Genomic DNA, 23,400 nt, shown 5'->3' with positions numbered 1-23,400 from the left:
CGATTAGGAGGCTGACATCGCAAACCGTTGGCGAGATTACAAGGGAGAAGGCGGTGAAAGCGGGCCGCGCGACGCAGATCGCGACAAAACTTCATATTTTTGCAATGGTCCGATCCTCACTGGATCAGGACAATCTGGGCGAGAAAACCCGCCGCCGCGCTGATGGCGAGCACCGGTACCATGCCGAGTTTCAGGACGAACAGCATGACGGCGGAGGCTGCGAACAGCACGAGCGCGATGGGATCGAGGCTGGACCAGACCGGGACGGAAAGGCCAAATCCGATGGGCGGGAAGAGATCGACGTGGCGGACCTCTTTGAACAGAACGTGGAGGCCGAACCAGATTGCGAGGTTGAGGATGACGCCGACGACCGCGGCGGTGATGGCCGACAGCGCACCGGATAAAAGGGCGTTGCCGCGCAGGCGTTCGATCAGAGGGGCGCCCGCAAAGATGAAGACGAAGCTCGGCACGAAAGTGGCCCAGGCGACGAGCAGGCCGCCGATGATTCCGCCCGTGACGGGGCCGAGACCGGAGGCTTCCCGGAAACCGACGAGAAAGCCGACGAAGGACAGGACCAGCACGAGCGGGCCGGGCGTGGTTTCGGCAAGCGCCAGTCCATCCAGCATCTCCCCCGGCTTAAGCCAGCCGTAATCGGCGACTGCGACCTGCGCCACATAGGCCAAAACCGCATAGGCGCCGCCGAAGGTGACCAGTGCCATCTTGGAGAAAAACGCGAACAGGCTGGACAAGCTTTCCGGTGCTCCGAAGGCCCAGAGCGCCAGGACAGGCGACTGCCAGACGAGGATCCAGAATACAAGCGTCGCGATCGTGCGGGCGACACCAGGTGTTTTCGCGCCGGGAGGGCCGTCTCCTTTGGCGACGCCGTCTTGAGTTTGCTGCCCCCCTGCCCGCGTCATCAGATAGCCTGCGAGACCGGCCGCAAACACGACGAGCGGAAACGGCAGGCTGAAGAAGAACAGGGCCACGAAGGCCGCGGCCGCGACGCAGCGCAGGAATGTGGTTTTCAGTGTTCGGCGTCCGAGGCGGATCACGGCCTCCACCACGATTGCAAGGACCGCCGCCTTCAGGCCGAAGAACAGGCCGGCAAGCCATGTCGCATCCTGGTAGAGGACGTAGGCCGCCGAAAGCCCCAGAATGATGGCAAGGCCGGGAAGGACGAAAAGAAGGCCGGAGACGATACCGCCGCGCACGCCAAACAGCAGCCAGCCGATATAGGTGGCCAGTTGCTGCGCTTCCGGGCCGGGCAGCAGCATGCAGTAGTTAAGGGCGTGCAGAAACCGCTCTTCCGAGAGCCAGCGTCTTTCTTCCACCAAAGTCTTGTGCATCATGCCGATCTGTCCGGCAGGCCCGCCGAAACTGAGGGCACCGATCCGGGCAAACACGGCCACGAGCTCACGAAAGCTCGGCGCCGGGCCCGGGTTTTGGTCGTTAAGCGTATTCTGCATGGCCGCTCCTTGAGCCCTGAATTTTTCAAGCCCGTTCTTGACTCAGCTCGCAGCCATCCTTATCTCGGGTCTCGTTAGCACTCTCGATAGATGAGTGCTAAACGTCACTCCGCGGGTCCTTGAGACCCGTCCATGTCATTTGATCGAGGGATTAGACAATGACAAGCACCAATTTTCGCCCCCTGCACGACCGCGTTGTAGTCAAGCGCGTCGAGTCTGAAGAAAAGACCAAGGGCGGCATCATCATTCCCGATACCGCCAAGGAAAAGCCAGCTGAAGGCGAAATCATCGCCGTTGGTCCTGGCGCCCGCGACGAAAGCGGCAAGCAGGTTGCACTCGACGTCAAGGTCGGCGACCGCGTTCTGTTCGGCAAGTGGTCGGGCACCGAAGTCAAGCTCGATGGCGTCGACCTTCTGATCATGAAGGAAGCCGACATCATGGGCATCATCGGCTGATTTTAGCCGACTGCTCTTCTTCCAATATTTGCTGACACCCCTTTTCAGGAGTTCCCAACATGGCAGCTAAAGAAATCAAGTTTGGCCGCACCGCGCGCGAAAAGATGCTTCACGGCGTCGATATCCTCGCTGACGCAGTGAAGGTCACGCTCGGCCCCAAGGGTCGTAACGTCATCATCGACAAGTCCTTCGGCGCTCCGCGCATCACCAAGGACGGTGTTTCGGTCGCCAAGGAAATCGAACTTGAAGACAAGTTCGAAAACATGGGCGCCCAGATGGTCCGCGAAGTTGCTTCGAAGACCAACGACATCGCCGGCGACGGCACCACGACTGCTACCGTTCTTGCACAGGCCATCGTTCGCGAAGGCAACAAGGCAGTGGCCGCCGGCATGAACCCGATGGACCTGAAGCGCGGCATCGATCTCGCCGTTGCAGAAGTCGTCAAGGATCTCCAGGCCAACGCCAAGAAGATCTCGACTTCGGAAGAAGTTGCACAGGTCGGCACGATTTCGGCAAACGGCGACGCACAGGTCGGCCGTGACATTGCTGAGGCCATGCAGAAGGTTGGCAACGAAGGTGTTATCACCGTCGAAGAAGCCAAGACCGCTGAAACCGAACTCGAAGTCGTCGAAGGCATGCAGTTCGACCGCGGCTACCTGTCGCCTTACTTCGTGACCAACCCGGAAAAGATGGTCGCCGATCTCGACGACGCTTACATCCTTCTGCACGAAAAGAAGCTTTCGAACCTTCAGGCCATGCTGCCTGTTCTCGAAGCTGTCGTTCAGACCGGCAAGCCGCTCCTGATCATCGCTGAAGACGTCGAAGGCGAAGCTCTTGCAACGCTCGTCGTCAACAAGCTGCGTGGCGGCCTGAAGATTGCTGCCGTCAAGGCCCCTGGCTTCGGCGATCGCCGTAAGGCCATGCTGGAAGACATCGCCATCCTGACGGGCGGCACTGTCATCTCCGAAGACCTCGGCATCAAGCTCGAAACCGTAACGCTCGACATGCTCGGCCGTTCGAAGAAGGTTTCGATCACCAAGGAAAATACGACGATCGTCGACGGCGCCGGTCAGAAGACCGACATCGAAGGCCGCGTTGCACAGATCAAGGCACAGATCGAAGAAACTTCTTCGGACTATGACCGCGAAAAGCTGCAGGAACGTCTTGCCAAGCTCGCTGGCGGCGTTGCCGTCATCCGCGTCGGCGGCTCCACGGAGATCGAAGTCAAGGAACGCAAGGACCGCATCGACGACGCGCTTAACGCGACGCGCGCTGCCGTTCAGGAAGGCATCGTCCCAGGCGGCGGTACCGCACTCCTGCGCGCTTCGACCAAGATCACGTCCAAGGGCGCGAACGACGACCAGGAAGCCGGCATCAACATCGTCCGCAAGGCGCTGCAGTCGCTGGTTCGCCAGATCGCAACCAACGCTGGTGACGAAGCTTCGATCGTTGTCGGCAAGATCCTCGACGGCAACAGCGACAACTTCGGCTACAACGCCCAGACGTCGGAATATGGCGACATGATCGCCATGGGTATCGTCGATCCGGTCAAGGTCGTTCGCACGGCTCTGCAGAACGCAGCTTCGGTTGCTTCGCTGCTGATCACCACCGAAGCCATGATTGCCGAACTTCCTAAGAAGGAATCGGCTGGCGGCGGCATGGGCGGCGGCGGAATGGGCGGCATGGGCGGAATGGACATGATGTGATCAGGCCGTAAGGTCTGCACATCTGATCCTTCAGGTTCAGTGTTTCGGAAAGGGCGTCGGGCAACCGGCGCCCTTTCTGCTATTGAGGCATACAGCATGCATAGCATTTCCCCCTCTGAACTTACCGAACGACAAGGACTGATAATTTTTATTCGTATAAAATAGTAATTCGGCAGTGACGCTCTTCTAAGCAACTTCACATTAACTGCGCTTAATCAAACACCAACGCGCAGGTTGCCATGAAGCACGTATCTTTGATCGGTAAATTTCTGACGCTCATGTCGTTCTTCGGCATATTCGTCGTCGCAACTGCCTTCTACAGCAGCAACAGCATTCGAACGCTGGATAGCGAGTATGGCGGGCTTCTCCAGCAGGAAAGTCTGGCAACTTTGGCAATTGCACGCGCCAATCGCTACATGCAGACCGGGCACGCTGCCGTTGGCGACCTGCTTGTGTCGCGCACTGACGCAGAGAACGCGAGCAATCTTGCGGCGTTTGAAAAAGCCAAATCCTCTTTTGGTGGCTGGATGGACAAGGCGATGGCGGCCCTTCCCGCTAATGCCAAGCTGGCGCCGATCAAGGCGGAAGGTTTGAGCGTTCTCAATGACGCTTGCGGCCCTGTGGTTCAGGCCGCAGCTCAGGCCACGGACGAGGCTGCCGTGCTGGCGTCTCAGGAAGCCTTCATGAGGGACTGCAAGCCGAAGTTTGCGGCCGTTACCGAAGAACTCACGGTGGTGACCGACGAAGTGATGACAGCTGCAAATCAGGAAAGCGAATATCTCAGCGCCAGTGCGAAGACAACCATCTACGCCACTTTCGTGGCCGTTATCGGAGGTCTCGCCCTCGTGCTCGTCGCAGGCTTCTTCCTGATCCGTGCCTGGCTTGCACGACCCATCCAGCACTTGCAGCGCACGATGCTGACCCTTGCAAACGGGGATCTGTCGGCGCTGGTGGCCGGCGCGGACCGCCGCGACGAGGTCGGCAGCATGGCCAAGGCCTTGCAGGTGTTCAAGGACAATGCTCTGCGCAGCAAGGAAATGGAGCACGAAGCCGAGCTGAACCGTACGACCCAGGAAGCGGACCGTGTCCGCAACGCGGAGAGCGAACGCCAACGCAGCGAGGCGATGGCCGAGGCGACCAATGGTCTGGCGGAAGGCCTCAAGCGGCTCTCGGCCGGAGACCTCACCTTCCAGTTGGACCGGGCTTTCGCCGCAGACTTCGAAGGCTTGCGAGCGGATTTCAACGACTCGGTCGCCAAGCTGCGCGACACGCTCCACTCCGTCGCCAACGCCACCAACGCGATCGACGGCGGATCCCGCGAACTCAGCCAGAGCGCCGGCGACCTGTCGAAACGTACCGAACAGCAGGCCGCCTCGCTCGAAGAGACAGCTGCAGCGCTCGACCAGATCACGGCCAATGTCAGCACCTCCACCAGCCGCACGGAGGAAGCCCGGTCGATGGCGATCGAAGCCAATCAATCGGCTGCCCAGTCCGGCGCCGTCGTTGCAAAAGCGGTCGATGCGATGCAGCGGATCGAACAGTCGTCCTCGCAGATCTCCAACATCATCGGCGTGATCGACGAAATCGCCTTCCAGACCAACCTTCTCGCCCTCAATGCGGGCGTTGAGGCGGCGCGCGCCGGTGAAGCCGGCAAGGGCTTTGCGGTGGTTGCCCAAGAAGTGCGCGAGCTCGCGCAGCGCTCCGCGCAGGCCGCAAAGGAGATCAAGGACCTGATCCGGAACTCGGCGTCCGAAGTCAAGAATGGCGTCGAACTGGTGAGCGCCACAGGCACTGCGCTTCAGGTGATCCAGAATCATGTCGTGGCGATCAATTCGCAGCTCGATGCGATTGCCACGTCCGCAAAGGAACAGTCGGTCGGCCTGTCGGAAGTCAATGTCGCCGTCAACCAGATGGACCAGGTAACCCAGCAGAACGCCGCGATGGTGGAAGAAGCAACGGCGGCAAGCGCGGCGCTTGCCCAGGAAGCCCAGCGCCTGCGCGAGCTCGTCGGTCGGTTTAACACCGAAGGCGACCGCGGAATGTCCGCATCGGTGCGCGTTGCCGATCACGCAACCGCCCGCGCCACCCCCTCGCCGGCACGCACCCTCGCCAAGAAGGTTGCGTCAGCCTTCGGTTCGCTAGCGCCAGCCGCGTCCAACTGGGAAGAGTTCTGATCGACCACATTGACGAACCGAAAGGGCGGTCTCCGGGCCGCCTTTTTTCGTTTCGCGCCCATAAAAAAACCGCCCGGCAGAGCCGGACGGTCGAGGGTCGTTGCAAGTGCCGCGCGGCTTAGTACATCGTGCGGCGGTTGTTGTTCTTGCGGTAGATGTTGCGCGACGCGTTGTTCTGGCGGCGCTCGATCTCGCGGCGCTCGCGCGGGGTGATTACGCCATCGCGGGCTGCGCGGTTCTGGGCGCGATCGATGCGGTTCTGCTGGCGAGCGATGTTGCGAAGCTCCTGCGGCGTCAGTTTGCCGGTGACGGCACCGCGGTAGATCCGGTTTTCCTGCCGGTTTTCGCGGCTTTCGCTGCGGTATGTCTGCGCAAAGCTCGGCACTGCAAATGCAGACGCCATGACGAGTGCGAGCGTGGTGATGGCGATCTTCTTCATATCTTCCTCCTAGTTCGAGGTCGAACTCAATGTGAGAACGACCCGATGGTAGGTGCCAAACGGTGAACCCCGGCTGAAGGTTGCGTTCACCTTCGATTGCATATGCGGTTTTTTGCACATTCTAAAATGGCCGTGATCGTTCACTTTTATGAGACAAACAGTCTCCGATCGTTCATCTTTCGCGTTTGGCAGAAAGGGGTAATGTCCGGTTCAAGAATTCACACGCGGCGGGGAGAAAGATCCAGCGCCGCAACCCGGAGACTTCCCATGTCCAGCACCAACAACATCATCATTCTCGTCGCACGCATTCTTCTGTCGTTCATGTTCATCTTTGCCGGCTTCGGCAAGCTGGCCGATCCTGCAGGCACTGCCGGCATGATCGCAGGCGCCGGCATGCCGGCTGCAACCGCCCTTGCCTATCTCGCCGGCCTGTTCGAATTCGTTGCCGGTCTTGCCGTTCTCGTCGGCTTCCAGACCAAGATTGCCGGCTGGGCGATTGCCCTGTTCTGCATCTTCACCGGCGTGATGTTCCATTCGGGCACCGTTGCCGTTCCCGGCTGGCCGGATGCCGCTCTCGGCTGGATCAACACGCTCAACGGCATCATGCTGATGAAGAACGTGACCCTTGCCGGCGCCTACATCCTGCTCGCCACCTACGGCCCAGGTCTCTACTCGGTCGACGCTCGCCGCGGCAAGGTTGCAATCGCAGCCTAACCTCTAAAGCGTTCCCTGCCATGAAGGCCCGCCAGTCAACTGACTGGTGGGCTTTTTTTATTCTTGAATTGCTATGATGTCCGGCGGCGGATGTTCTTTGCCAGCCAGACGGTTGCGCCACCGCATTGGGGATCCTGGGCGACGCTCGCCACCACCTCGAAGCCGTTTTTCGTGAGGAGCGCTTCGTATTCCTCCGGTGACAGGCTGGCGTGGTAAAGCGGTTCACCGCCGAACTCCCCCATCGCCTCGCCTTCGAAATGGCCGGCGGTAAACATCAGCGCCGCACCGGGGCCTGAAAGTGCTGCAAAGCGCGGAAACATGGCGCGCTGGTCCTGCGGGTTGAGGTGGAAGAAGCTGTGCCAGGCGATGATGCCATCGAACTTGGTCGGCTGGTAGAACTTGCGCATGTCGGCAACGATCCAGGCGCGGCCCGGAAACCGTTCGCGGGCAAGCCCGATCAGCGTTTCCGACGTATCGACACCGGTGAGGCGAAGACTGCGGCGGATGAGATCTGCCGCGATCGGTTCCGCTGCACCACAGCCGAGATCGAGCACGTGGCCGCGCGGCGGCATTGTTGCCGCAAACCTGTCGAGCCATGGTCGTTCGAACAGGGTCCTGCCGCGCAGCTTGTCGAAGGCAGCTGCGTGGCGTTCGTAGAGCCCGATGATATTGGCGTCTTCGCCGGCCATCAGAGCGCGTTGCGCACGGCGTCGACGATATGCGCGATGCGCGGATCGCCTTCATGCGCGAGTTTGCGCGCTCTCACCAGGCAGGCCTGCGACTTGAGGATGACGCCATCCGACAGGATCTTCAGGTGGTTGGCGCGCAGTGTCGAGCCGGTCGAGGTGATATCGACGATGATATCCGCTTGGCCTGCTGCCGGTGCGCCTTCCGTCGCGCCGAGGCTTTCGACGATGCGGTAAAGCTGGATGCCGTGCTGCGACGAGAAATGCTGCTGGGTGAGCCGCCAGTATTTCGTGGCGATCTGCAACCGCCGACCGTGACGCGCGCGGAAATCAGCTGCGACATCACCAAGATCGGCCATGGTATCGACATCGAGCCAGATTTCCGGAACGGCGACGACCACATCCGCATGGCCGAAACCGAGCCGGGCGACGATCTCGACCTGCCGGTCGGCATCAACAAGGCCTTCGCGCACGAGATCCTCGCCGGTGACGCCGAAATCAACGGCGCCGGCACCGAGTTCACGGGCGATCTCGGAGGCCGAGAGAAAGGCGATCTCGATATCCTCGTGACCTTCGATACGACCGCGATAGGAGCGATCATTGCCGACGGCGACGATGGGCAGGCCGGCGCGCTCAAAGATCGCCGAGGCGTCGTCCTTCATGCGGCCCTTGGAGGGCAAAGCGATGGTTATGGTCATCAGCGCGCCCTCGCCTGTTCGATCCGGTCGAGCCACAGCGAGAAGCCGACGGCCGGAATGTCGTCGACGGCGCCGAGCAGCGTCAGCAGCCGGTCGAAGCGACCGCCACCGACCAGGACCGCGTCCGACCCCTTTTGCGTGACCTCGAAAACGAGGCCGGTGTAATAATCGAGCGGACGACCGAAGGCAGCTCGATAGGTGATGCGGGACGGGTCCATGCCGAGATCCTGAAGCGCTGCAACGCGGGCCTCGAATTCGGAAAGCGCATGGCCGAACGACAGTCCAGCGGCATCGGCGAAACCGGCAAGGGCGGCGGCGGCTTCCGAAAGCGGCAGTTCCAGCGACAGGAACTCGCTGAGCAGCAGAAGTGCTGCGCCATCCAGCCGGGTTTCGGCGAGCGCCAGCTTTTCCGTCAGCCGGGCTGCGATCTCGCGCGGCGAGCGGCTGGCATTGGTGGAATAGCCGGTGTCCTGCATGGTCCGGTCGATATGGTCGATCAGCGCCGCCTCGTCCTGGCGCAAGAGATCGGCAAGCTCCGGCGACAGGCCTGCGACCGGCTGCGGGGTGGCGAGAGTCAGCAGCAGTTGCTTCAGAAGCGCCGTGTTGCCAAATGCCTGGATCAGCCGCTTCTGCCAGCCGAGCGGCAGGCCGAGCGAGCGCACGACCGCTTCGAACACGGTCTGGTCTCCGAGCGTGATCGTGAGCGCGCGGCCGGGCAACAGGCCCGCGATGATTTCGACCGCATCGGTGACGGCACGGGCATCGGCGCTTGCGACGTTCTTTTCGCCGAGATCCTCGATACCGGCCTGATAGAACTCGTTGTCGCCGTCGCGACGCTGGCGAAACACTTCGCCGAGATAGCAATAGCGCCGCGGCGTGCCGGTGGCGGTTTCGATATGGCGCAGGCAGACGGGAATGGTGAATTCCGGCCGCAGGCACAGGCTTTCGCCGCGTTCGCTTTCGGTGAGGAAGATGCGGCGGCGCAGATCCTCGCCGGCCATGTCGAGAAAGGGTGCTGCCGGCTGGATCACCGGCGTATCGATGCGGGCCGCACCGCGACCGGCAAATTCATCGAGCAGGCGACCGGAAAATTCGGGCATGTTGATCAGTGGCATGGGACAGCTCCTGCGGTAGGGGAGAAAGTCCCCCTCTGGGCTGCCGCCCATCTCCCCCACAAGGGGGGAGAAGAGTCGCGGCAATCGCCGATCTCACCAGCGAGGCGCAGCGGAAAATCCGACGCCGGCGTCACGCACCAACGCGCTCCCTCCCCCTTGTGGGGAGGGTTGGGGAGGGGAAAAGCCACCGTCACAGACATCATTCGCCCTTCGCCCGCCTGCGGTCTTCGGCCTGAGCTGAAAGAATTTCCTGCACCTTGGCGACGAGATCGGCTTCTGAGACCGTATCCTGCGCGACGCGGGCTTCGCGCCATTCGGCATTGTCGGTGATTTCGCCGGAGAGGCGCTTGCCCTCGAACAGGTCCTTCAGCTGAACGACACCCCCGGCGCGCTCGTCGCCGCCCTGGATGATGGCGATCGGGCAGCCGCGGCGGTCGGCATATTTCAGCTGGTTGCCGAATTTCTTCCAGTTGCCTTGGTACATTTCGGCTCGGATGCCGGCTTGGCGGAGATCCTGCGTGAATTTTTGGTAGCGTCCCATGCTCTCGACATCACCATCCATGACGGTGACGAGGACGGGTGCGACCACCTCATCCTGGCCGAGCTTGCCAAGGTTCTTCAGCGCCGTCAGCAGCCGCGAGACGCCGATGGAGAAACCGGTGGCCGGCACCGGCTGGCCCATGAAGCGCGACACGAGACCATCGTAACGACCACCGCCGCCCACGGACCCGAACACGACCTTTTCGCCTTTATCATTTGTGACGTCGAAGGTGAGTTCGGCTTCGAAGACCGGGCCGGTGTAGTATTCGAGGCCGCGGACGACGGAGGGGTCGATCTTGATACGATCGGGGCCGTAACCGGCACCTGTTGCCAGCGCGCCGATGATGTTCAGTTCCTCAACGCCCTCGCTGCCCCTGGCTGTTCCAGCAACCAGTTCGCCGAGTTCAGCCGCGCTTTCCGCGTAATCCTTGATGCCAACGAAGAAGAGAACCTTTTCGATCTGTTCCTCGCCAAGTCCCGCACCCTTGGTGAAGTCGCCACTCTCATCCTTGCGGCCGGCACCCAGCAACAGAGCAACGCCCTCAGAGCCGAACTTGTCGAGCTTATCGATGGCGCGCAGCACGTTCAGCCGCTGGCCGGCCTTGTCGTCGCCACCGAGGCCGATCGCCTCCATGACGCCATCCAGAACCTTGCGGTTGTTTACCCGGATCACGTAATCGCCGCGCTTGATACCCAGCGCTTCCATCGTGTCGGCCATCATCATGCACATTTCGGCATCGGCCTGGACGCCGGGTGCGCCGACCGTATCGGCGTCGAACTGCATGAACTGGCGGAAACGGCCGGGGCCGGGCTTTTCGTTGCGGAACACGTAGCCGGCGCGGTAGGTGCGGAACGGCAGCTGGATCTCGTTGAAGTTTTCGGCAACGTGGCGGGCGAGCGGCGCGGTCAGATCGTAGCGCAGCGACATCCACTGTTCGTCGTCGTCCTGCAGCGAGAAGACGCCCTCGTTGGGGCGGTCGCTGTCGGGCAGGAACTTGCCGAGCGCATCGGTATATTCGAACAGCGGCGTCTCGAGTGGATCGAAACCGTAGCGCTCGTAGACTTCGCGGATTTTTCCGACCATTTCGTTGGTGGCGTGGATATCGGCGCTCGAACGATCGACAAAGCCGCGCGGCAGGCGGGCCTTCAGTTTCTGGGGCTTCTTTTGTTTGTCGCTCATGATCGATATTCCATTGCCTTCGGGCCTTCGGGAAAGGCCGGATTAGTGTGCGGTTTCTTAGAGGATGACAGCCGGAGCGGCAAGGGCGGCGGCTGGCGAACAGGGTGGAGCGGTGGTATATATTGCGCCACCATAAGGGTTACGGCCATGAACAAGCGCGTCACGATCGAAATCCCGGAACCGATGCATCGCCTTCTGAGGCGCTATGCCGATTTGCATGGCTTCGATACCGACGCTTATATTGCTCAGGTTCTCTACAAGCATCTCGAAGATCTCCATGATGTGGCAGTCGCTGAAGCGTATCTTGGAGAAGTCCGAAATGGCAATTCAGGCACGTTTACGACGGAACAACTCGAACGCGAGCTCGGCCTGAATGGTTGACAGAACTGGCAGCCAGGCCTCTACCGCTCACCCATGATCCTCGAAGCGCTTCATTACACCGCGACCCTGCCGGTCACGTCATCCGAATTTCGGCCATTCATCCGGTCCTCGGTCAATCTCTGGTCGCGTGCCAGACGTTGCGCCGACGCCTGGGCACCGCATGAGGAGAATTGCAAGACGTTCATTCGCGAGACTATTGCGGACATGAAGCAGCGGCGGACCGTCGTCGTGCTTGGCTCGGGGCTGTTGCGTGACGTGCCGATCGAGGATCTGGCGAAGGCCTTCGATACGGTGGTGCTGGTCGATCTGGTGCATCTCGCCTCCGTGCGGTTGCGGATGCTTGCGCGCAGATACCGGAATGTGCGGCTGATTTCGCGCAATCTCTCCGGTCTCGACAAGGCGCTTGCCGGCGCGGTGCCGGAGCCTTTGGCGTTTCTGCGGCAGGTGCCGTATCTCGATCTCGTCGTCTCGGCCAACATCCTGTCGCAGATCGGCGTCGGTGCCCGGCGGCAGCTCGAGGAGATGAGGCACGCGGAACCGGATGCCATTGTTGCCAAGCTTGTCAGCACGCATCTCGACGGGATTTCTGCCCTGCCCTGCCGCCAGATCCTGTTGACCGATACCGCCTATAGAATTGTCGATCGGCAGGGAGAGGTTCTGGAGACAACCGATCTTCTGGCCGGCGTTGCGCCGCCGCAGGCATCTCGGACCTGGAGCTGGCCGGTTGCGCCCTATGGAGAACTCGGCCGCGACTATCAGGCTGTCCATGATGTGATCGCGCGGTAGCTTGATTTGCGCGAACCCGCGTTTTAGCCTCAGCGCATGATGATACGCACGCTCCCCATCGCCGCCGCCGTTCTTGCCCTCTCCTTCAGCCTCGCCGTTGCGCAGGACATGAAGGGGCATGACCATTCCTCGACAAAGCCGCAGGGACAGACGGACACAAGCCCGTCTACGAAGGCTTACAAGGATGCGGCTGCAAAAATGCACAGCGACATGTCGCTGAACTATTCCGGCGATGCAGATGTCGATTTCGCGCGCGGCATGATCGCTCACCACCAAGGCGCGATCGATATGGCCAAGGTCGAGCTGGAACACGGCAAGGCCCCTGACCTGCGCAAGCTGGCTGAAGAGATCATCAAGGCGCAGGAAAAGGAAATTGCCGAGATGCAGGCATGGCTGAAGGCGAAGGGACAGTAAGCTTCGAAGCTTGTCCAACGTCGCATCCTTCCGTATCTTGACGGTCTGGAGGCTAGTGACATGCGCCCGATTACCGCAATCGGTTTTGATGCCGACGACACGCTCTGGCAGAACGAACAATACTACCGCCTGACGGAACGGCACTTCCAAAAGCTGCTTGGCGATTTTGGCGATGGCGCGGATATTTCCGCGCGACTGCTGGAGGCCGAGAAGCGCAATCTCGGATATTATGGTTTCGGCATCAAGGGCTTTACCCTGTCGATGATCGAAACCGCGATCGAAGTGACGGACGGCAACGTACCATCCCGCACCATCGGCGAAATCCTCGATATCGGCCGGGAGCTGCTGCGCCACCCGGTCGAGGCGCTGCCGCATGTGGAAGAAACGCTAAGATCGCTGAACGGCCATTATCTGCTGGTGCTGATTACCAAGGGCGACCTGTTCGACCAGGAACGCAAGCTGGCGCAATCGGGCCTCGGCGATTTCTTCGATGCGGTGGAGATCGTTTCGGACAAGACGGCCACCACCTATCGGCGCATTTTCCAAAAACTGGCCGACGGGCCGGAACGGGCGATGATGGTGGGCAACTCGCTGAAGTCAGATATCGTGCCGGCCATCGCCGCGGGATCCTGGGGCGTTTACGTGCCGCATGCCTTGACCTGGGTCCTGGAACATGTGGACGCGCCGACCGAAGCGCCGCGTTTCCGCAAGATCGAGAACCTTGGCGAGTTGCAGCGGGTCCTTACCGAAGTCATGGCCGTTTGAAATTCAGCCGTGCCTGCGCGACCTCCGGCTGGCAGAAACAGCCCTCGAAATGATCATTGACGAGGCCCATGGCCTGCATGAAGGCATAGACGGTTGTCGGGCCAACGAAGGTCCAGCCGCGCTTCTTGAGCACCTTGGACAGTGTGACGGAGACTGGCGTCGTGGGGTTGGCGCACAGCGTGGCGAGATCCATGATCGCGGGTCGGTCTTCCTCGCGAGGTTCGAAACTCCAGAAGAATTTGGCGAGGGTGCCAAACTCATCGCGCATCTCGACGGCGCGCTTGGCATTGTTGATGGTGGACACGATCTTGCCGCGATGGCGGATGATGCCCGCATCGAGCACCAGTCGTTCGACATCGTCTGGACCGAACTGCGCCACGGTGTCGAAATCGAAGCCTGCGAAGGCTGCGCGGAAATTCTCGCGCTTGCGCAGGATCGTCAGCCACGAGAGACCGGACTGGAAGCCTTCGAGGCAGATCTTTTCGAACAGCCTGATATCGTCGGCCATCGGCCGGCCCCATTCCTCGTCATGATAGCGGCGGTAGTCTTCGAGACCGCCGTGCCAGAAGCAGCGGCCCTTCCCATCTTCGCTCGTGATGATGCCGGCCACTTGCTTCTCCCAAACCATGACAATCCAATCCTTAACGTCAGTCTGACAGGTCTTCAGCTTGCGGCAACCATGTTTACACACGGGCCGGTAACCCTGCCAAAAGCTTTATGCGAATTACAGCGCCGAACACCCCACCCGTTTACCAAACGCTTTGACGTGCCATTCACCATGGCCGCCAGATCCGTAAACGAGTGGACGTGGAACCGATGACGACGAAGACCCTGCTTCTGGCCCTAGGCCTGACGACCGCGCTTTGCAACACAGCTTTGGCAAACGACCGCTACGGCGACCGCCCGCCGGTCATCGTCAGCCCGGATCTTGCCGCTCCGTGGGTGATGCAGCTTGCCGGACCGAATGGACGATCGGCAGCAACCGTTCGCCAATATCGCCAGCCGCAGAACGACCGGCAGCAGACCGCACAGCCGCGGGTGATATACCGCGAGCAGGCCCAGCCGCGGCCGGTGCGCCGTGGCATATTCGATCGCGGTCAGCCGAGAGCGCAACAGGTCGCCATGCGGCCCAACGCGCCGGCACGCAGCCGCATCGATCCGCAGTTCCTGCCGCAGATGGTGGCCTATGACACCAAGGAAAAGCCGGGCACGCTCGTCATCGATACGAACAACCGCTTCCTCTATCTTGTCATGGCGGATGGCCAGGCCCGGCGCTACGGCGTCGGCGTCGGCAAGCCGGGCTTCGAATGGGCCGGCGAACACAAGGTGACCCGCAAGGCCGAATGGCCGAGCTGGATCCCGCCGCAGGAAATGATCAGCCGCGAGGCTGCCAAGGGCCACTACCTTCCCGCCCGCATGGATGGCGGACCGGAAAACCCGCTCGGCGCCCGCGCCATGTATCTCGGCTCGACGCTCTACCGTATCCACGGCACGAATGCGCCCTGGACGATCGGCAGCGCCGTCTCCTCCGGCTGTATCCGCATGCGCAACGAGGACGTGACAGACCTCTACGGTCGTGTTGATGTCGGCACCAAAGTCATCGTGATGTAAGCGCCACCGCGGCTGCTGTGGCCATATGGCCACGGTGGCTTCGGCGATCGTTGAGCGCCCGTGTATATTCACCTCGTCTCATCTTGCCGCGGGCGATGGGTCGGGACATGTTTTCCTGCAGTTCAAGACGAAAATACCAGGGGGTAAGGATGAAATCGGGTAAAATGCTGTTTGCCGTGGCCGGCATGATGGTTTCGATTCTGGCAGTGGATGCTTCGACCCACGCAGCCTCAGCGCAGAGCTCCAGTTCGGCGCGGCCGCAGACGACCGCCAGCGACGTGGCGCCTTCGGTGCGCAACCGCACGGTGCCGGAGAAATTCCAGCGCCGGAAGGTTCGGTTCGCCACCAATGAAGCGCCGGGCACGATCATCGTCGATACGAACAACAAGTTTCTCTACTACGTCGAGGGCAACAACCGCGCTACCCGCTACGGGATCGGCGTCGGTCGCGAAGGCTTCGGCTGGTCGGGCGTGGTTTCGATCGGCCGCAAGTCGGAATGGCCGACCTGGACGCCCCCTGCCGAAATGCGCGCCCGTGAGGCCCGCCGCGGCATCAAGCTGCCCGTCGTCATGCAGGGCGGCCCGGAAAACCCGCTCGGGGCCCGCGCCATGTATCTCTACAAGGGCGGCCGTGACACGATCTTCCGCATCCACGGCACCAACCAGCCCTGGACGATCGGCCTCAACCTCTCGTCCGGCTGCATCCGCATGATGAACAAGGATGTCGAGCATCTTTACGCGCGCGCTGCTGTCGGCTCCAAGGTCGTGGTCATCGGCCCCGGCAGCAAGCCGGGCGACGTCGCCTTCGAAGACCGCGGCCTCGACATTTTCCGCACCATCTTCGGCGGCTGATTGTTAGGCATCTCTTCTCGCATTCCTGTGCGCGTCACAGGAATGCGGTCGGTCTAGGTTAACGGACCGAAGAGACTCTTCCGCATCGCGGACGCGACGCTGCTCACTCCCTGTGACAAGCACAGGCATGAGGGTGGAGAGTGGGCGGTGCCGGCGGCAATCAGACGACGATGTCGCCTTTTAGGGTAAGATCGGCCGGCCTCGCCTAGACGAGTGCCTTTGCCTTTTTCGCGAGCTTTGCCGGTTCGGGCCCGCCATAGGCCCAGTCCAGCAGTTCCACAGTATGGACGATCGGGATGGCTGTTCCAGACGCGATCTGGGTGATGCAGCCGATATTGCCTGTTGCGATCACGTCCGGCTTCGTCGCTTCGATATTCCTGACCTTGCGCGCCTTCAACTGGCCTGAAATTTCCGGCTGCAGAATATTGTAGGTCCCGGCCGATCCGCAGCAGAGGTGGCCTTCTGCGGGATCGCGGACGGTAAAGCCTGCGGCCTTCAGAAGCTGCTTTGGTGCTGCGACGATCTTCTGGCCGTGCTGCATCGAACAGGCAGAATGATAGGTGACGGTGAGCTTTTTCGGCTCCAGCTTGGCAAGATCAAGCGTGAACAGGTATTCGGTAATGTCCTTTGCGAGCGCCGAGACTGTTGCTGCCTTGTCCGCATAGGCCGGATCGAGCCGCAGCATGTGGCCGTAATCCTTGATCGTGGTGCCGCAGCCGGACGTGGTGATGATGATTGCATCGAGACCGCCCGTTTCGATTTCGCGGGTCCAGACATCGACATTGCTGCGGGCGAAATCGAGTGCCTGTTCCTCGCGCCCCATGTGATGCACAAGAGCGCCGCAGCAGCCTTCGCCTTGCGGGCTCACGACCTCGACGCCGAGGCGCGACAGCAGCCTGTGGGTCGCGGCATTGATGCCAGGATCGAGCACCGGCTGGGCGCAACCCGACAGGATCGCCACCCGCCCGCGGCGTTCCGGTTGCGGCATCTGCGATATCGCGGGGGCTGATCCGGCCGGTGGGGCGGCTCTCGGCGCGAGCTCCAGCATGGCTGCGAGGGGCCGAAGCGGCTTGATGCGCTTCAACAGCGGGCCGAAGGGCCGGCCGAGCCTTGCCAGCGACAATGCCGTCCTGAACCGTTCCGGATAGGGAAGGACCGCGGCCAGCAGGCTGCGGATCAGCCGGTCGGCAAGCGGCCGGCGATAGGTGTTTTCGATATGGATGCGGGCGTGATCGACCAGATGCATGTAGTCGACGCCGGAGGGACAGGTGGTGACGCAGGAGAGGCAGGACAGACAGCGATCGATATGGGTGACGACCTGCTCATCGGCTGCCCGATCGTTTTCCAGCATGTCCTTGATGAGATAGATGCGGCCACGCGGACTGTCGAGCTCGTCGCCCAGCGTCACATAGGTGGGACAGGTGGCGGTGCAGAAGCCGCAATGAACACAGCGGCGCAGGATCTTTTCGGACTCCGCCACATGCGGATCGAGCAGTTGTTCGGGGGTGAAGGAGGTCTGCATCAGTACGCTTCTTCCCTGTCAACTTGGCCCCGCCTGCCGCAAGCGGCCCAGGACCGCGATACCGATAATGGTCTCATGATCACCACCCCATCTTGCCCGGCGAGAAGATCCCGGCCGGGTCGAGTTTCTGTTTGACCCGGGCCGAGAGTGCGGCCACGGCATCCGGCACCGGCTCGAATGACGGGGTCGTGGACCTGGCGGTTTTCGAGGCACGGATGAGCGTCGCATGGCCTCCCCCAAGAGCGCGGATGTAACCGCGCAGGAACTCGGCTTCGGGATCTGCCTCCATCTGCATCCAGACCAGCCCGCCCTGCCAATCGTAATAGGCATCGACGGCTGCCTCCATGCGAAGGGCGGCGACCAGCTGGCAGCCGGCCATCGGCGCCATCGAGACGCGCCAGAGGGGCCGACCGGCACCGTCGGCATAGGGGTGGACGTCGCGGATCTCGCGCCAGAGCGAAAGGCTCTGTTCCATGCCGAGCCTGACGACCGGACCAAAGGCCTCCATCACGGCGACAAGCTTTTCGGCGCGCACCGCGACGGAGGCCGCGAGGCCTTCGAGACGCAGGACGGTTGCTTCGTTCTCGGGCAAGGCGCCATCGATAAACCGGGCTCGCACGGTCTGGGGCAGATGGGCGGCACCGGACACCTCCACCGGCAGCGCCATGGCGGCCGCCATCGCCTTGGCGGCGGTCTCGTCGTCCAGGCCGGAGATGACGATGGTTTCCACCGTCTGCGGCACCGGAAGTACGCGAAAGGTCACTTCAGTCAGAAATCCCAGCGTGCCGTGCGAACCGGCGAGAAGTTTGACCAGATCGAGGCCGGTAACGTTCTTCATCACCCGCCCGCCCGCGCGCAGCAATTCGCCGCTGCCGTTGACGAAACGGATGCCGAGAAGACTGTCCCTCGCCGCTCCCGCCACGAAGCGGCGCGGACCGGAGACATTGGAGGCAAACACGCCGCCGATCGTGGGCTCTCCTGACGTGCCCATGATGCCGCGGTGATCCATCGGCTCGAACGCCATCATCTGGCGGTTTTCGGCAAGGGCCGCTTCCACCTCGGCGACGGGTGTGCCGGCCTTGACGGTCATCACCATTTCGGCCGGGTCGTAATCGACGATGCCGGTGAGGCCGCGCGACGACAGGGGCTCTGCGCCCTCGGTGGCATTGCCGAAGCCGGAGCGGGTGTTGCCGCCGCAGAGCGCGAACTTCCGGCCATCGGCCACGGCGCTGCGGATGACATAGGCGGCATCGGTTTCGGAATGGGGTATCAGCAAAGGAAACCCACTTCAGGAATGGTGTTGGTGGGCATGAAATTCACCTGCGCCCCTCGAGCGGAAACACCTTGGACGGGTTCAGTATCCATTGCTCATCGAAGGCTGAGCGGATTGCCATCTGCTGGTCGAGTTCGGCTTGCGTGAACTGGTGCCGCATCAGGTCGCGCTTTTCGATACCGACGCCATGCTCGCCGGTGAGACAGCCTCCGGCATCGACGCAGAGCTTCAGGATCTCGTTGCCGACTTCCTCCGCCTTCATGGCTTCTTCGGGATCGTTGGCATTGAACAGGATCAGCGGATGCATGTTGCCGTCGCCCGCGTGAAAGACGTTCGCCACGCGCAGGCCGAAGCGTTCGACGATTTCGGCTGTCTTTTCGAGCACGTAGGAGAGTTTGCCGAGCGGCACCGTGCCGTCCATGCAGATATAGTCAGCGATGCGGCCGGTTGCGCCGAAGGCGGATTTGCGGCCTTTCCAGATCAGCGCCGCCTCGGTGGCCGACTGGCATTCGCGCACGGTCTTGACCTGATGCCTTCGGGCGATCTCGACGATATCTTTGAGCGTCGCGTCCATCTCCGCTTCCGACCCCTCCACCTCGACGATCAGGAGCGCTGCGACATCCAGCGGATAGCCGGCCTTGGCGAACGCCTCGCAGATCTCGATCGCCGGTTTGTCCATGAACTCGATCGCCACCGGAATGATGCCGGAGCCGATGATATCGGCGACGCAGGCTCCCGCCTCTTCCGAGCTATCGAACCCGAACAGGACCGGGCGCGCGCCCTCCGGTTTGGCAATCAGGCGCACCGTCGCCTCGGTGACGATGCCGAGCTGGCCTTCCGAGCCGCAGACGAGGCCGAGAAGATCGTAACCTGCGGCATCCAGATGCTTGCCGCCAAGCTCGATCACCGTGCCATCGACAAGCACCATCCGGACGCCGAGCAGGTTGTTGGTGGTGACGCCGTATTTCAGGCAGTGGGCGCCGCCGGAATTCATGCCGATATTGCCGCCGATCGTGCAGGCGAGCTGCGAACTCGGGTCCGGCGCATAGAAAAACCCGTCGATGCCGACCGTTTCCGAGATGCTGAGATTGGTGACGCCGGCCTGCACGGTGGCGGTGCGATTGCTGTAGTCCACTTCCAGCACCCGCGACATCTTGGAGAGGCCCAGAACGACAGCATCCTCCTGCGGAATGGCCCCACCCGAAAGCGAGGTTCCCGCCCCCCTTGCAACGACCGGAATGGCGTGGCGATGGCAGTATTTCATCACAGCCGCAACCTGCGCCGTGGTGCGTGGAAGGACGACGGCAAGCGGGACGCGCCGATAGGAGATGAAGGCGTCGGTCTCGAACGGTGCGAGTTCGCGTTCTTCGTGGATGAGACAGTCCGCCGGTACGAGACGGGCAAGATCGGTCACGATGTTATCCCGCCGCGACAGGACGGACGCGCGTGACGGCAGGAATGCGATTGCCTCGGCCATGGCCTCCTCCTCAGAACGCGTGGCTTTCTCTATCTCGTTACAGCGTATGCCATGACGGTGTCGCACATCAACTCGAATGCGGGTTGCCCACGCATAAACCACAGATCCGCTCTCGACATTATCAGCGTACAAAGCGCGGTCCGCGCAAAATAGACGTTGACGCAACAGTAGCCGGCTTCAGAATGGAGAATGCGCCTTTAGAGATGATTCTCCTAAAATAATCCTCTTTTGCTCGTTAAGCCCGGCGCAAGCATTATATTAGCAACATACATTTTTTGGAGGCGTTTCGAAATTGGGCTTGATGGACCGACTGACCGGCAATCTTCGTTTGATGCTGCAGCGCCCTGCGCGACAGCAGTATGCCGCGTTGTGCTATCGCCTGACGAAGAAGCGGACGCAGCTGGAAGTTCTGGTCGCCACAAGCCGCGATACGGGGCGTTGGGTCATTCCCAAGGGATGGCCGATGAAGGACAAGAAGGCGCATCAGGTAGCCGAACGCGAGGCTTACGAGGAAGTGGGCGTCAAGGGTAAGGTCGAGAAGGACGCGCTTGGCTTCTTCCACTACCGCAAGACCCTCGACAGCGGCCTGAAAGTGCTGGTGCGCGTGCAGGTTCACGCACTGGAAGTTGCCGATTGCCTGAAGAATTTTCCGGAAAAAGGATCCCGGAAGCTGGAATGGGTCTCCTGCGAGGAAGCGGCCAACCGCGTCAACGAGCCGGAACTGAAAATTCTCTTCCTGCGGTTTGCCGAAAAAATGGATCCGCTTCGTTCAACGGTGCCGATCAAGGCCGCAGGCTGACAGTCCGCTCGACCAACCAAAATCGTATACTGGAATAAATGATGGGCCAAACGCGGCCGCGTCTGGCCAAGCCGACGCTCGACAAGGATCTCGAAAAGCTCTCCTCGGTGGAAGACGCCGCGCGCCAGACGTCGCGCGGCCTTGCGGCGCCGGGTGCTGCGCTGCTGTTCATCGTGCTGGTGGCGATCTTTGCCGCGTCCTATGTGACCGGACATCCGGGCGCCGTGGTGGTGATCGCGGCCTCTGCGCTTGCGGCTTATATGGCGATGAATATCGGCGCCAACGACGTCACCAACAATATCGGTGCAGCCGTCGGCGCGCGCGCGATGACGATGGCGTTCGGCCTGGGCTTGGCGGCAGTGTTCGAAATCGCCGGCGCGGTGATTGCCGGCGGCAGCGTTGCCGGTACGATCGCCAACAACATCATGCGTGCCGGCGTAATCACTGATCCGAACGTGATGATCTGGGCGATGATGGCGGCACTGCTTTCCGCCGCCGTCCTGATCAATATCGCCACATGGCTCGGTGCGCCGATCTCTACCACCCATTCGATCGTCGGAAGCGTGATGGGTGCAGGCATCGCGGCGGCCGGTTTTTCGGCCATCAACTGGGCGACCGTCGGCGGCATTACCGCAAGCTGGGTCCTGTCGCCGCTGCTTGGCGCCACGATTGCTGCCGGCCTGCTGTTCCTGATCAAGGAAACGATTATCTACCGCGAGGACAAGATCGCTTCTGCCCGGACATGGGTGCCGATCCTGATCGGCCTGATGGCGGGCGCCTTTGCGGGCTACCTCTCGCTTGTCGGTCTTGGGCAGTTGATAACGGTGTCAAAACTGACCGCGACCGCCATCACGCTGATCACGGGTCTTGCCGTCTGGCGACTGGTCATCCCTGTCATCGCCAGACAGTCGCGCGGACTGGAGAACCGCAACCAGTCGCTGCGCAAGCTGTTTCGCATTCCGCTGGTGTTTGCCGCGGCGCTGATGTCGTTCGCGCATGGGGCGAATGACGTGTCGAACGCGATTGGTCCGCTGGCAGCGATCGTTGCGGCAGCGCAACGCGGCGGCATGTCCGCACCTGTCGGCATACCGCTGTGGGAGCTGGTGATCGGCGGGCTTGGTATCTCGCTCGGCCTTTTGCTGTACGGACCGAAACTGGTGCGGCTGGTGGGTGCCGAAATCACCAAGCTCAATCCGATGCGCGCCTACTGCGTATCGTCTTCGACGGCGCTCACGGTGATCGTCGCATCCTGGGTCGGCCTGCCTGTGTCTTCCACGCATATTGCGGTCGGCGCCGTGTTCGGCGTCGGGTTTTTCCGCGAATGGTACACGCGCCATTCACGCCGCCGTTACGAGTATATGCGGGTCAGGGCCGGCAAGGATCCCGATGTCGGTCAGGAGCACGAGCACGACGAGAACGAGGTGAAACGCCGTTTTCTGGTGCGCCGCTCGCATTTCCTGTCGATCATCGCCGCCTGGATGATTACGCTGCCGGCATCGGCTGCGCTTGCAGCGCTGGTCGCGACGGTTATCTTCGCGCTGTTCGTCTGAGTTTCGAAAGTTTTCCCATGCGTGCCAATTTCCGGATACAGCGCCTGTTCATCGACGCCCCTCTTGCCAAGGCAGAGCACCAGGAGGTGGGAGCGGAGCATTTCAACTATCTCGCCAATGTGCTGCGCCTGACTGAGGGTGCCGAGATCCTGGCGTTCAATGGGCGCGACGGCGAATGGCTGGCGAAACTCATCTTTCCGAGCCGCAAGAAGATCGCGCTTGAACCGATCGAGCAGGTGCGCCCGCAGCCGCTAGCACCGGACCTGCATTACCTGTTTGCGCCGCTGAAGGTGGGACGGCTGGACTATCTGGTGCAGAAGGCGGTCGAAATGGGCGCCGGCACGCTTCAACCCGTCATGACGCAGCACGTGCAGGGCAAGATTACGAGCATGGAACGGCTGCAGGCGAACGTGATCGAAGCTGCCGAACAGTGCGGCATATTGTCAGTCCCGCAGGTCCTTTCGCCGAAGAAACTCGGCGATGTCCTCGACCACTGGCCGTCCGACCGGCGCATCATTTTCTGCGACGAGGGCGATGAGGGACAGAACCCGCTGACGATCCTCGCAAAGATCGAGGAGACCAAGCTGGCGCTGCTGGTTGGCCCGGAAGGCGGGTTTTCCGAAGAAGAACGGGCACGTCTGCGTTCGCTGCCATTTGTCAGTGCCATTCCGCTCGGACCGCGTATCCTGAGGGCCGATACCGCAGCGGTTGCAGCACTTGCCGTGGTCCAGGCTTCGATCGGCGACTGGCGTTGAACATGCTCCCAACCGGCGCGACAGATTTGACACACAGCTGCCT

At 61.6% G+C, this 23,400-nt stretch carries 23 protein-coding genes; 13 read left to right on the top strand and 10 right to left on the bottom strand.

Translation table 11 applies throughout. From position 1 onward, the window contains the following. Window positions 1–116: 116 nt before the first annotated feature. Window positions 117–1,466, bottom strand: a complete 1,350-nt coding sequence (gene chrA / locus ACQY1P_RS08440) for a chromate efflux transporter (RefSeq protein WP_430256057.1) — start codon at window positions 1,464–1,466, stop codon at window positions 117–119. 158 nt (window positions 1,467–1,624) lie between these two features. Here chrA and groES point away from each other — a divergent pair, with 158 nt between their 5' ends. From groES to ACQY1P_RS08425, 3 genes are all read left to right on the top strand, one after another. Continuing rightward, the gene (groES, locus tag ACQY1P_RS08435) at window positions 1,625–1,921 is read left to right on the top strand and encodes a co-chaperone GroES (protein ID WP_062453716.1); all 297 of its coding nucleotides are present in this window, start codon (window positions 1,625–1,627) and stop codon (window positions 1,919–1,921) included. A gap of 59 nt (window positions 1,922–1,980) precedes the next feature. Continuing rightward, a complete protein-coding gene (gene groL / locus ACQY1P_RS08430) occupies window positions 1,981–3,627 on the top strand; it encodes a chaperonin GroEL (RefSeq protein WP_192076482.1) in 1,647 nt (548 codons plus the stop codon). Window positions 3,628–3,866: 239 nt separating this feature from the next. Then, entirely contained in the window at window positions 3,867–5,801 is a 1,935-nt protein-coding gene (locus ACQY1P_RS08425) for a methyl-accepting chemotaxis protein (RefSeq protein ID WP_430256055.1), read from the top strand. Window positions 5,802–5,919: 118 nt separating this feature from the next. Here ACQY1P_RS08425 and ACQY1P_RS08420 read toward each other — a convergent pair whose 3' ends face one another. Continuing rightward, window positions 5,920–6,240, bottom strand: coding sequence for a hypothetical protein (locus ACQY1P_RS08420; protein ID WP_113165583.1), 321 nt, complete (start codon window positions 6,238–6,240; stop codon window positions 5,920–5,922). 267 nt (window positions 6,241–6,507) lie between these two features. Here ACQY1P_RS08420 and ACQY1P_RS08415 point away from each other — a divergent pair, with 267 nt between their 5' ends. Beyond that, window positions 6,508–6,954, top strand: a complete 447-nt coding sequence (locus ACQY1P_RS08415; RefSeq protein WP_062453720.1) for a DoxX family protein — start codon at window positions 6,508–6,510, stop codon at window positions 6,952–6,954. Window positions 6,955–7,025: 71 nt separating this feature from the next. On the opposite strand, the gene ACQY1P_RS08410 is transcribed toward ACQY1P_RS08415, so the two are convergent. The 4 genes from ACQY1P_RS08410 to hisS form a co-directional block, all read right to left on the bottom strand. After that, the gene (locus tag ACQY1P_RS08410; protein WP_430256053.1) at window positions 7,026–7,643 is read right to left on the bottom strand and encodes a class I SAM-dependent DNA methyltransferase; all 618 of its coding nucleotides are present in this window, start codon (window positions 7,641–7,643) and stop codon (window positions 7,026–7,028) included. Then, window positions 7,643–8,338 carry an ATP phosphoribosyltransferase gene (gene hisG, locus ACQY1P_RS08405; protein WP_430256052.1) on the bottom strand — a complete coding sequence of 232 codons (696 nt, stop codon included), beginning with the start codon at window positions 8,336–8,338 and terminating at the stop codon, window positions 7,643–7,645. The genes ACQY1P_RS08410 and hisG overlap by 1 nt, the downstream gene beginning before the upstream one ends. Further along, entirely contained in the window at window positions 8,338–9,453 is a 1,116-nt protein-coding gene (locus ACQY1P_RS08400; protein ID WP_430256050.1) for an ATP phosphoribosyltransferase regulatory subunit, read from the bottom strand. Before ACQY1P_RS08400 ends, hisG begins: the two co-directional genes overlap by 1 nt. Window positions 9,454–9,652: 199 nt before the next feature. After that, entirely contained in the window at window positions 9,653–11,173 is a 1,521-nt protein-coding gene (hisS, locus tag ACQY1P_RS08395; RefSeq protein WP_430256048.1) for a histidine--tRNA ligase, read from the bottom strand. A gap of 147 nt (window positions 11,174–11,320) precedes the next feature. Between hisS and relB the strand changes: the two genes are divergently transcribed. From relB to ACQY1P_RS08375, 4 genes are read left to right on the top strand one after another with little or no spacing between them, the layout of a single operon-like run. Next, entirely contained in the window at window positions 11,321–11,554 is a 234-nt protein-coding gene (gene relB, locus ACQY1P_RS08390) for a type II toxin-antitoxin system RelB family antitoxin (RefSeq protein ID WP_430256046.1), read from the top strand. 33 nt (window positions 11,555–11,587) lie between these two features. After that, window positions 11,588–12,340 carry a hypothetical protein gene (locus ACQY1P_RS08385; RefSeq protein ID WP_430256045.1) on the top strand — a complete coding sequence of 251 codons (753 nt, stop codon included), beginning with the start codon at window positions 11,588–11,590 and terminating at the stop codon, window positions 12,338–12,340. Between the two features lie 36 nt (window positions 12,341–12,376). Then, window positions 12,377–12,754 (top strand): CopM family metallochaperone, encoded by a 378-nt coding sequence (gene copM, locus ACQY1P_RS08380; protein WP_430256043.1) that lies wholly within the window; start codon window positions 12,377–12,379, stop codon window positions 12,752–12,754. Between the two features lie 60 nt (window positions 12,755–12,814). Next, window positions 12,815–13,519, top strand: a complete 705-nt coding sequence (locus ACQY1P_RS08375) for an HAD family hydrolase (RefSeq protein ID WP_062453728.1) — start codon at window positions 12,815–12,817, stop codon at window positions 13,517–13,519. Here the strand turns inward: ACQY1P_RS08375 and ACQY1P_RS08370 are convergent. Beyond that, window positions 13,506–14,147, bottom strand: a complete 642-nt coding sequence (locus ACQY1P_RS08370) for a DNA-3-methyladenine glycosylase I (RefSeq protein WP_062453729.1) — start codon at window positions 14,145–14,147, stop codon at window positions 13,506–13,508. The two genes, ACQY1P_RS08375 and ACQY1P_RS08370, sit on opposite strands and share 14 nt — an antisense overlap. 188 nt (window positions 14,148–14,335) lie before the next feature. Here ACQY1P_RS08370 and ACQY1P_RS08365 point away from each other — a divergent pair, with 188 nt between their 5' ends. Continuing rightward, window positions 14,336–15,130, top strand: coding sequence for a L,D-transpeptidase (locus tag ACQY1P_RS08365; RefSeq protein WP_062453730.1), 795 nt, complete (start codon window positions 14,336–14,338; stop codon window positions 15,128–15,130). A gap of 149 nt (window positions 15,131–15,279) precedes the next feature. Then, entirely contained in the window at window positions 15,280–15,981 is a 702-nt protein-coding gene (locus ACQY1P_RS08360) for a L,D-transpeptidase (protein ID WP_244473998.1), read from the top strand. 205 nt (window positions 15,982–16,186) lie between these two features. Here ACQY1P_RS08360 and glcF read toward each other — a convergent pair whose 3' ends face one another. From glcF to ACQY1P_RS08345, 3 genes are all read right to left on the bottom strand, one after another. Continuing rightward, complete coding sequence (gene glcF / locus ACQY1P_RS08355; protein ID WP_430256041.1) at window positions 16,187–17,503, bottom strand: glycolate oxidase subunit GlcF; 1,317 nt, start codon at window positions 17,501–17,503, stop codon at window positions 16,187–16,189. Between the two features lie 79 nt (window positions 17,504–17,582). Next, window positions 17,583–18,779 carry an FAD-binding protein gene (locus tag ACQY1P_RS08350; RefSeq protein ID WP_430256039.1) on the bottom strand — a complete coding sequence of 399 codons (1,197 nt, stop codon included), beginning with the start codon at window positions 18,777–18,779 and terminating at the stop codon, window positions 17,583–17,585. Window positions 18,780–18,819: 40 nt separating this feature from the next. Further along, window positions 18,820–20,253 carry an FAD-linked oxidase C-terminal domain-containing protein gene (locus ACQY1P_RS08345; protein ID WP_430256037.1) on the bottom strand — a complete coding sequence of 478 codons (1,434 nt, stop codon included), beginning with the start codon at window positions 20,251–20,253 and terminating at the stop codon, window positions 18,820–18,822. A gap of 292 nt (window positions 20,254–20,545) precedes the next feature. On the opposite strand from ACQY1P_RS08345, the gene ACQY1P_RS08340 reads away from it, so the two are divergent. From ACQY1P_RS08340 to ACQY1P_RS08330, 3 genes are read left to right on the top strand one after another with little or no spacing between them, the layout of a single operon-like run. Next, the gene (locus ACQY1P_RS08340; RefSeq protein WP_174195683.1) at window positions 20,546–21,052 is read left to right on the top strand and encodes an NUDIX hydrolase; all 507 of its coding nucleotides are present in this window, start codon (window positions 20,546–20,548) and stop codon (window positions 21,050–21,052) included. A 41-nt stretch (window positions 21,053–21,093) separates the two neighbouring features. Beyond that, on the top strand, window positions 21,094–22,602 hold the full coding sequence (locus ACQY1P_RS08335) for an inorganic phosphate transporter (protein WP_430256677.1): 1,509 nt from the start codon (window positions 21,094–21,096) through the stop codon (window positions 22,600–22,602). Between the two features lie 17 nt (window positions 22,603–22,619). After that, a complete protein-coding gene (locus ACQY1P_RS08330) occupies window positions 22,620–23,357 on the top strand; it encodes a 16S rRNA (uracil(1498)-N(3))-methyltransferase (RefSeq protein WP_113109536.1) in 738 nt (245 codons plus the stop codon). Window positions 23,358–23,400: the final 43 nt, after the last annotated feature.

It is taken from the genome of Neorhizobium sp. DAR64872/K0K18, assembly GCF_050500175.1.
GTDB lineage: Bacteria > Pseudomonadota > Alphaproteobacteria > Rhizobiales > Rhizobiaceae > Neorhizobium > Neorhizobium soli.
This window is presented reverse-complemented; position numbering and strand designations above follow the sequence as displayed.

Excerpts from the sequence above, each read along its gene's own strand:
- ACQY1P_RS08335 (WP_430256677.1), top strand. The coding sequence starts at position 21,094 with ATGGGCCAAACGCGGCCGCGTCTGGCCAAGCCGACGCTCGACAAGGAT.
- glcF (WP_430256041.1), bottom strand. The coding sequence starts at position 17,503 with ATGCAGACCTCCTTCACCCCCGAACAACTGCTCGATCCGCATGTGGCG.
- ACQY1P_RS08375 (WP_062453728.1), top strand. The coding sequence starts at position 12,815 with ATGCGCCCGATTACCGCAATCGGTTTTGATGCCGACGACACGCTCTGG.
- ACQY1P_RS08345 (WP_430256037.1), bottom strand. The coding sequence starts at position 20,253 with ATGGCCGAGGCAATCGCATTCCTGCCGTCACGCGCGTCCGTCCTGTCG.
- chrA (WP_430256057.1), bottom strand. The coding sequence starts at position 1,466 with ATGCAGAATACGCTTAACGACCAAAACCCGGGCCCGGCGCCGAGCTTT.
- ACQY1P_RS08385 (WP_430256045.1), top strand. The coding sequence starts at position 11,588 with ATGATCCTCGAAGCGCTTCATTACACCGCGACCCTGCCGGTCACGTCA.
- ACQY1P_RS08365 (WP_062453730.1), top strand. The coding sequence starts at position 14,336 with ATGACGACGAAGACCCTGCTTCTGGCCCTAGGCCTGACGACCGCGCTT.
- groES (WP_062453716.1), top strand. The coding sequence starts at position 1,625 with ATGACAAGCACCAATTTTCGCCCCCTGCACGACCGCGTTGTAGTCAAG.
- hisS (WP_430256048.1), bottom strand. The coding sequence starts at position 11,173 with ATGAGCGACAAACAAAAGAAGCCCCAGAAACTGAAGGCCCGCCTGCCG.
- ACQY1P_RS08330 (WP_113109536.1), top strand. The coding sequence starts at position 22,620 with ATGCGTGCCAATTTCCGGATACAGCGCCTGTTCATCGACGCCCCTCTT.
- ACQY1P_RS08425 (WP_430256055.1), top strand. The coding sequence starts at position 3,867 with ATGAAGCACGTATCTTTGATCGGTAAATTTCTGACGCTCATGTCGTTC.
- hisG (WP_430256052.1), bottom strand. The coding sequence starts at position 8,338 with ATGACCATAACCATCGCTTTGCCCTCCAAGGGCCGCATGAAGGACGAC.
- ACQY1P_RS08360 (WP_244473998.1), top strand. The coding sequence starts at position 15,280 with ATGAAATCGGGTAAAATGCTGTTTGCCGTGGCCGGCATGATGGTTTCG.
- copM (WP_430256043.1), top strand. The coding sequence starts at position 12,377 with ATGATGATACGCACGCTCCCCATCGCCGCCGCCGTTCTTGCCCTCTCC.
- ACQY1P_RS08410 (WP_430256053.1), bottom strand. The coding sequence starts at position 7,643 with ATGGCCGGCGAAGACGCCAATATCATCGGGCTCTACGAACGCCACGCA.
- ACQY1P_RS08420 (WP_113165583.1), bottom strand. The coding sequence starts at position 6,240 with ATGAAGAAGATCGCCATCACCACGCTCGCACTCGTCATGGCGTCTGCA.
- ACQY1P_RS08400 (WP_430256050.1), bottom strand. The coding sequence starts at position 9,453 with ATGCCACTGATCAACATGCCCGAATTTTCCGGTCGCCTGCTCGATGAA.
- ACQY1P_RS08370 (WP_062453729.1), bottom strand. The coding sequence starts at position 14,147 with ATGGTTTGGGAGAAGCAAGTGGCCGGCATCATCACGAGCGAAGATGGG.
- ACQY1P_RS08415 (WP_062453720.1), top strand. The coding sequence starts at position 6,508 with ATGTCCAGCACCAACAACATCATCATTCTCGTCGCACGCATTCTTCTG.
- groL (WP_192076482.1), top strand. The coding sequence starts at position 1,981 with ATGGCAGCTAAAGAAATCAAGTTTGGCCGCACCGCGCGCGAAAAGATG.
- relB (WP_430256046.1), top strand. The coding sequence starts at position 11,321 with ATGAACAAGCGCGTCACGATCGAAATCCCGGAACCGATGCATCGCCTT.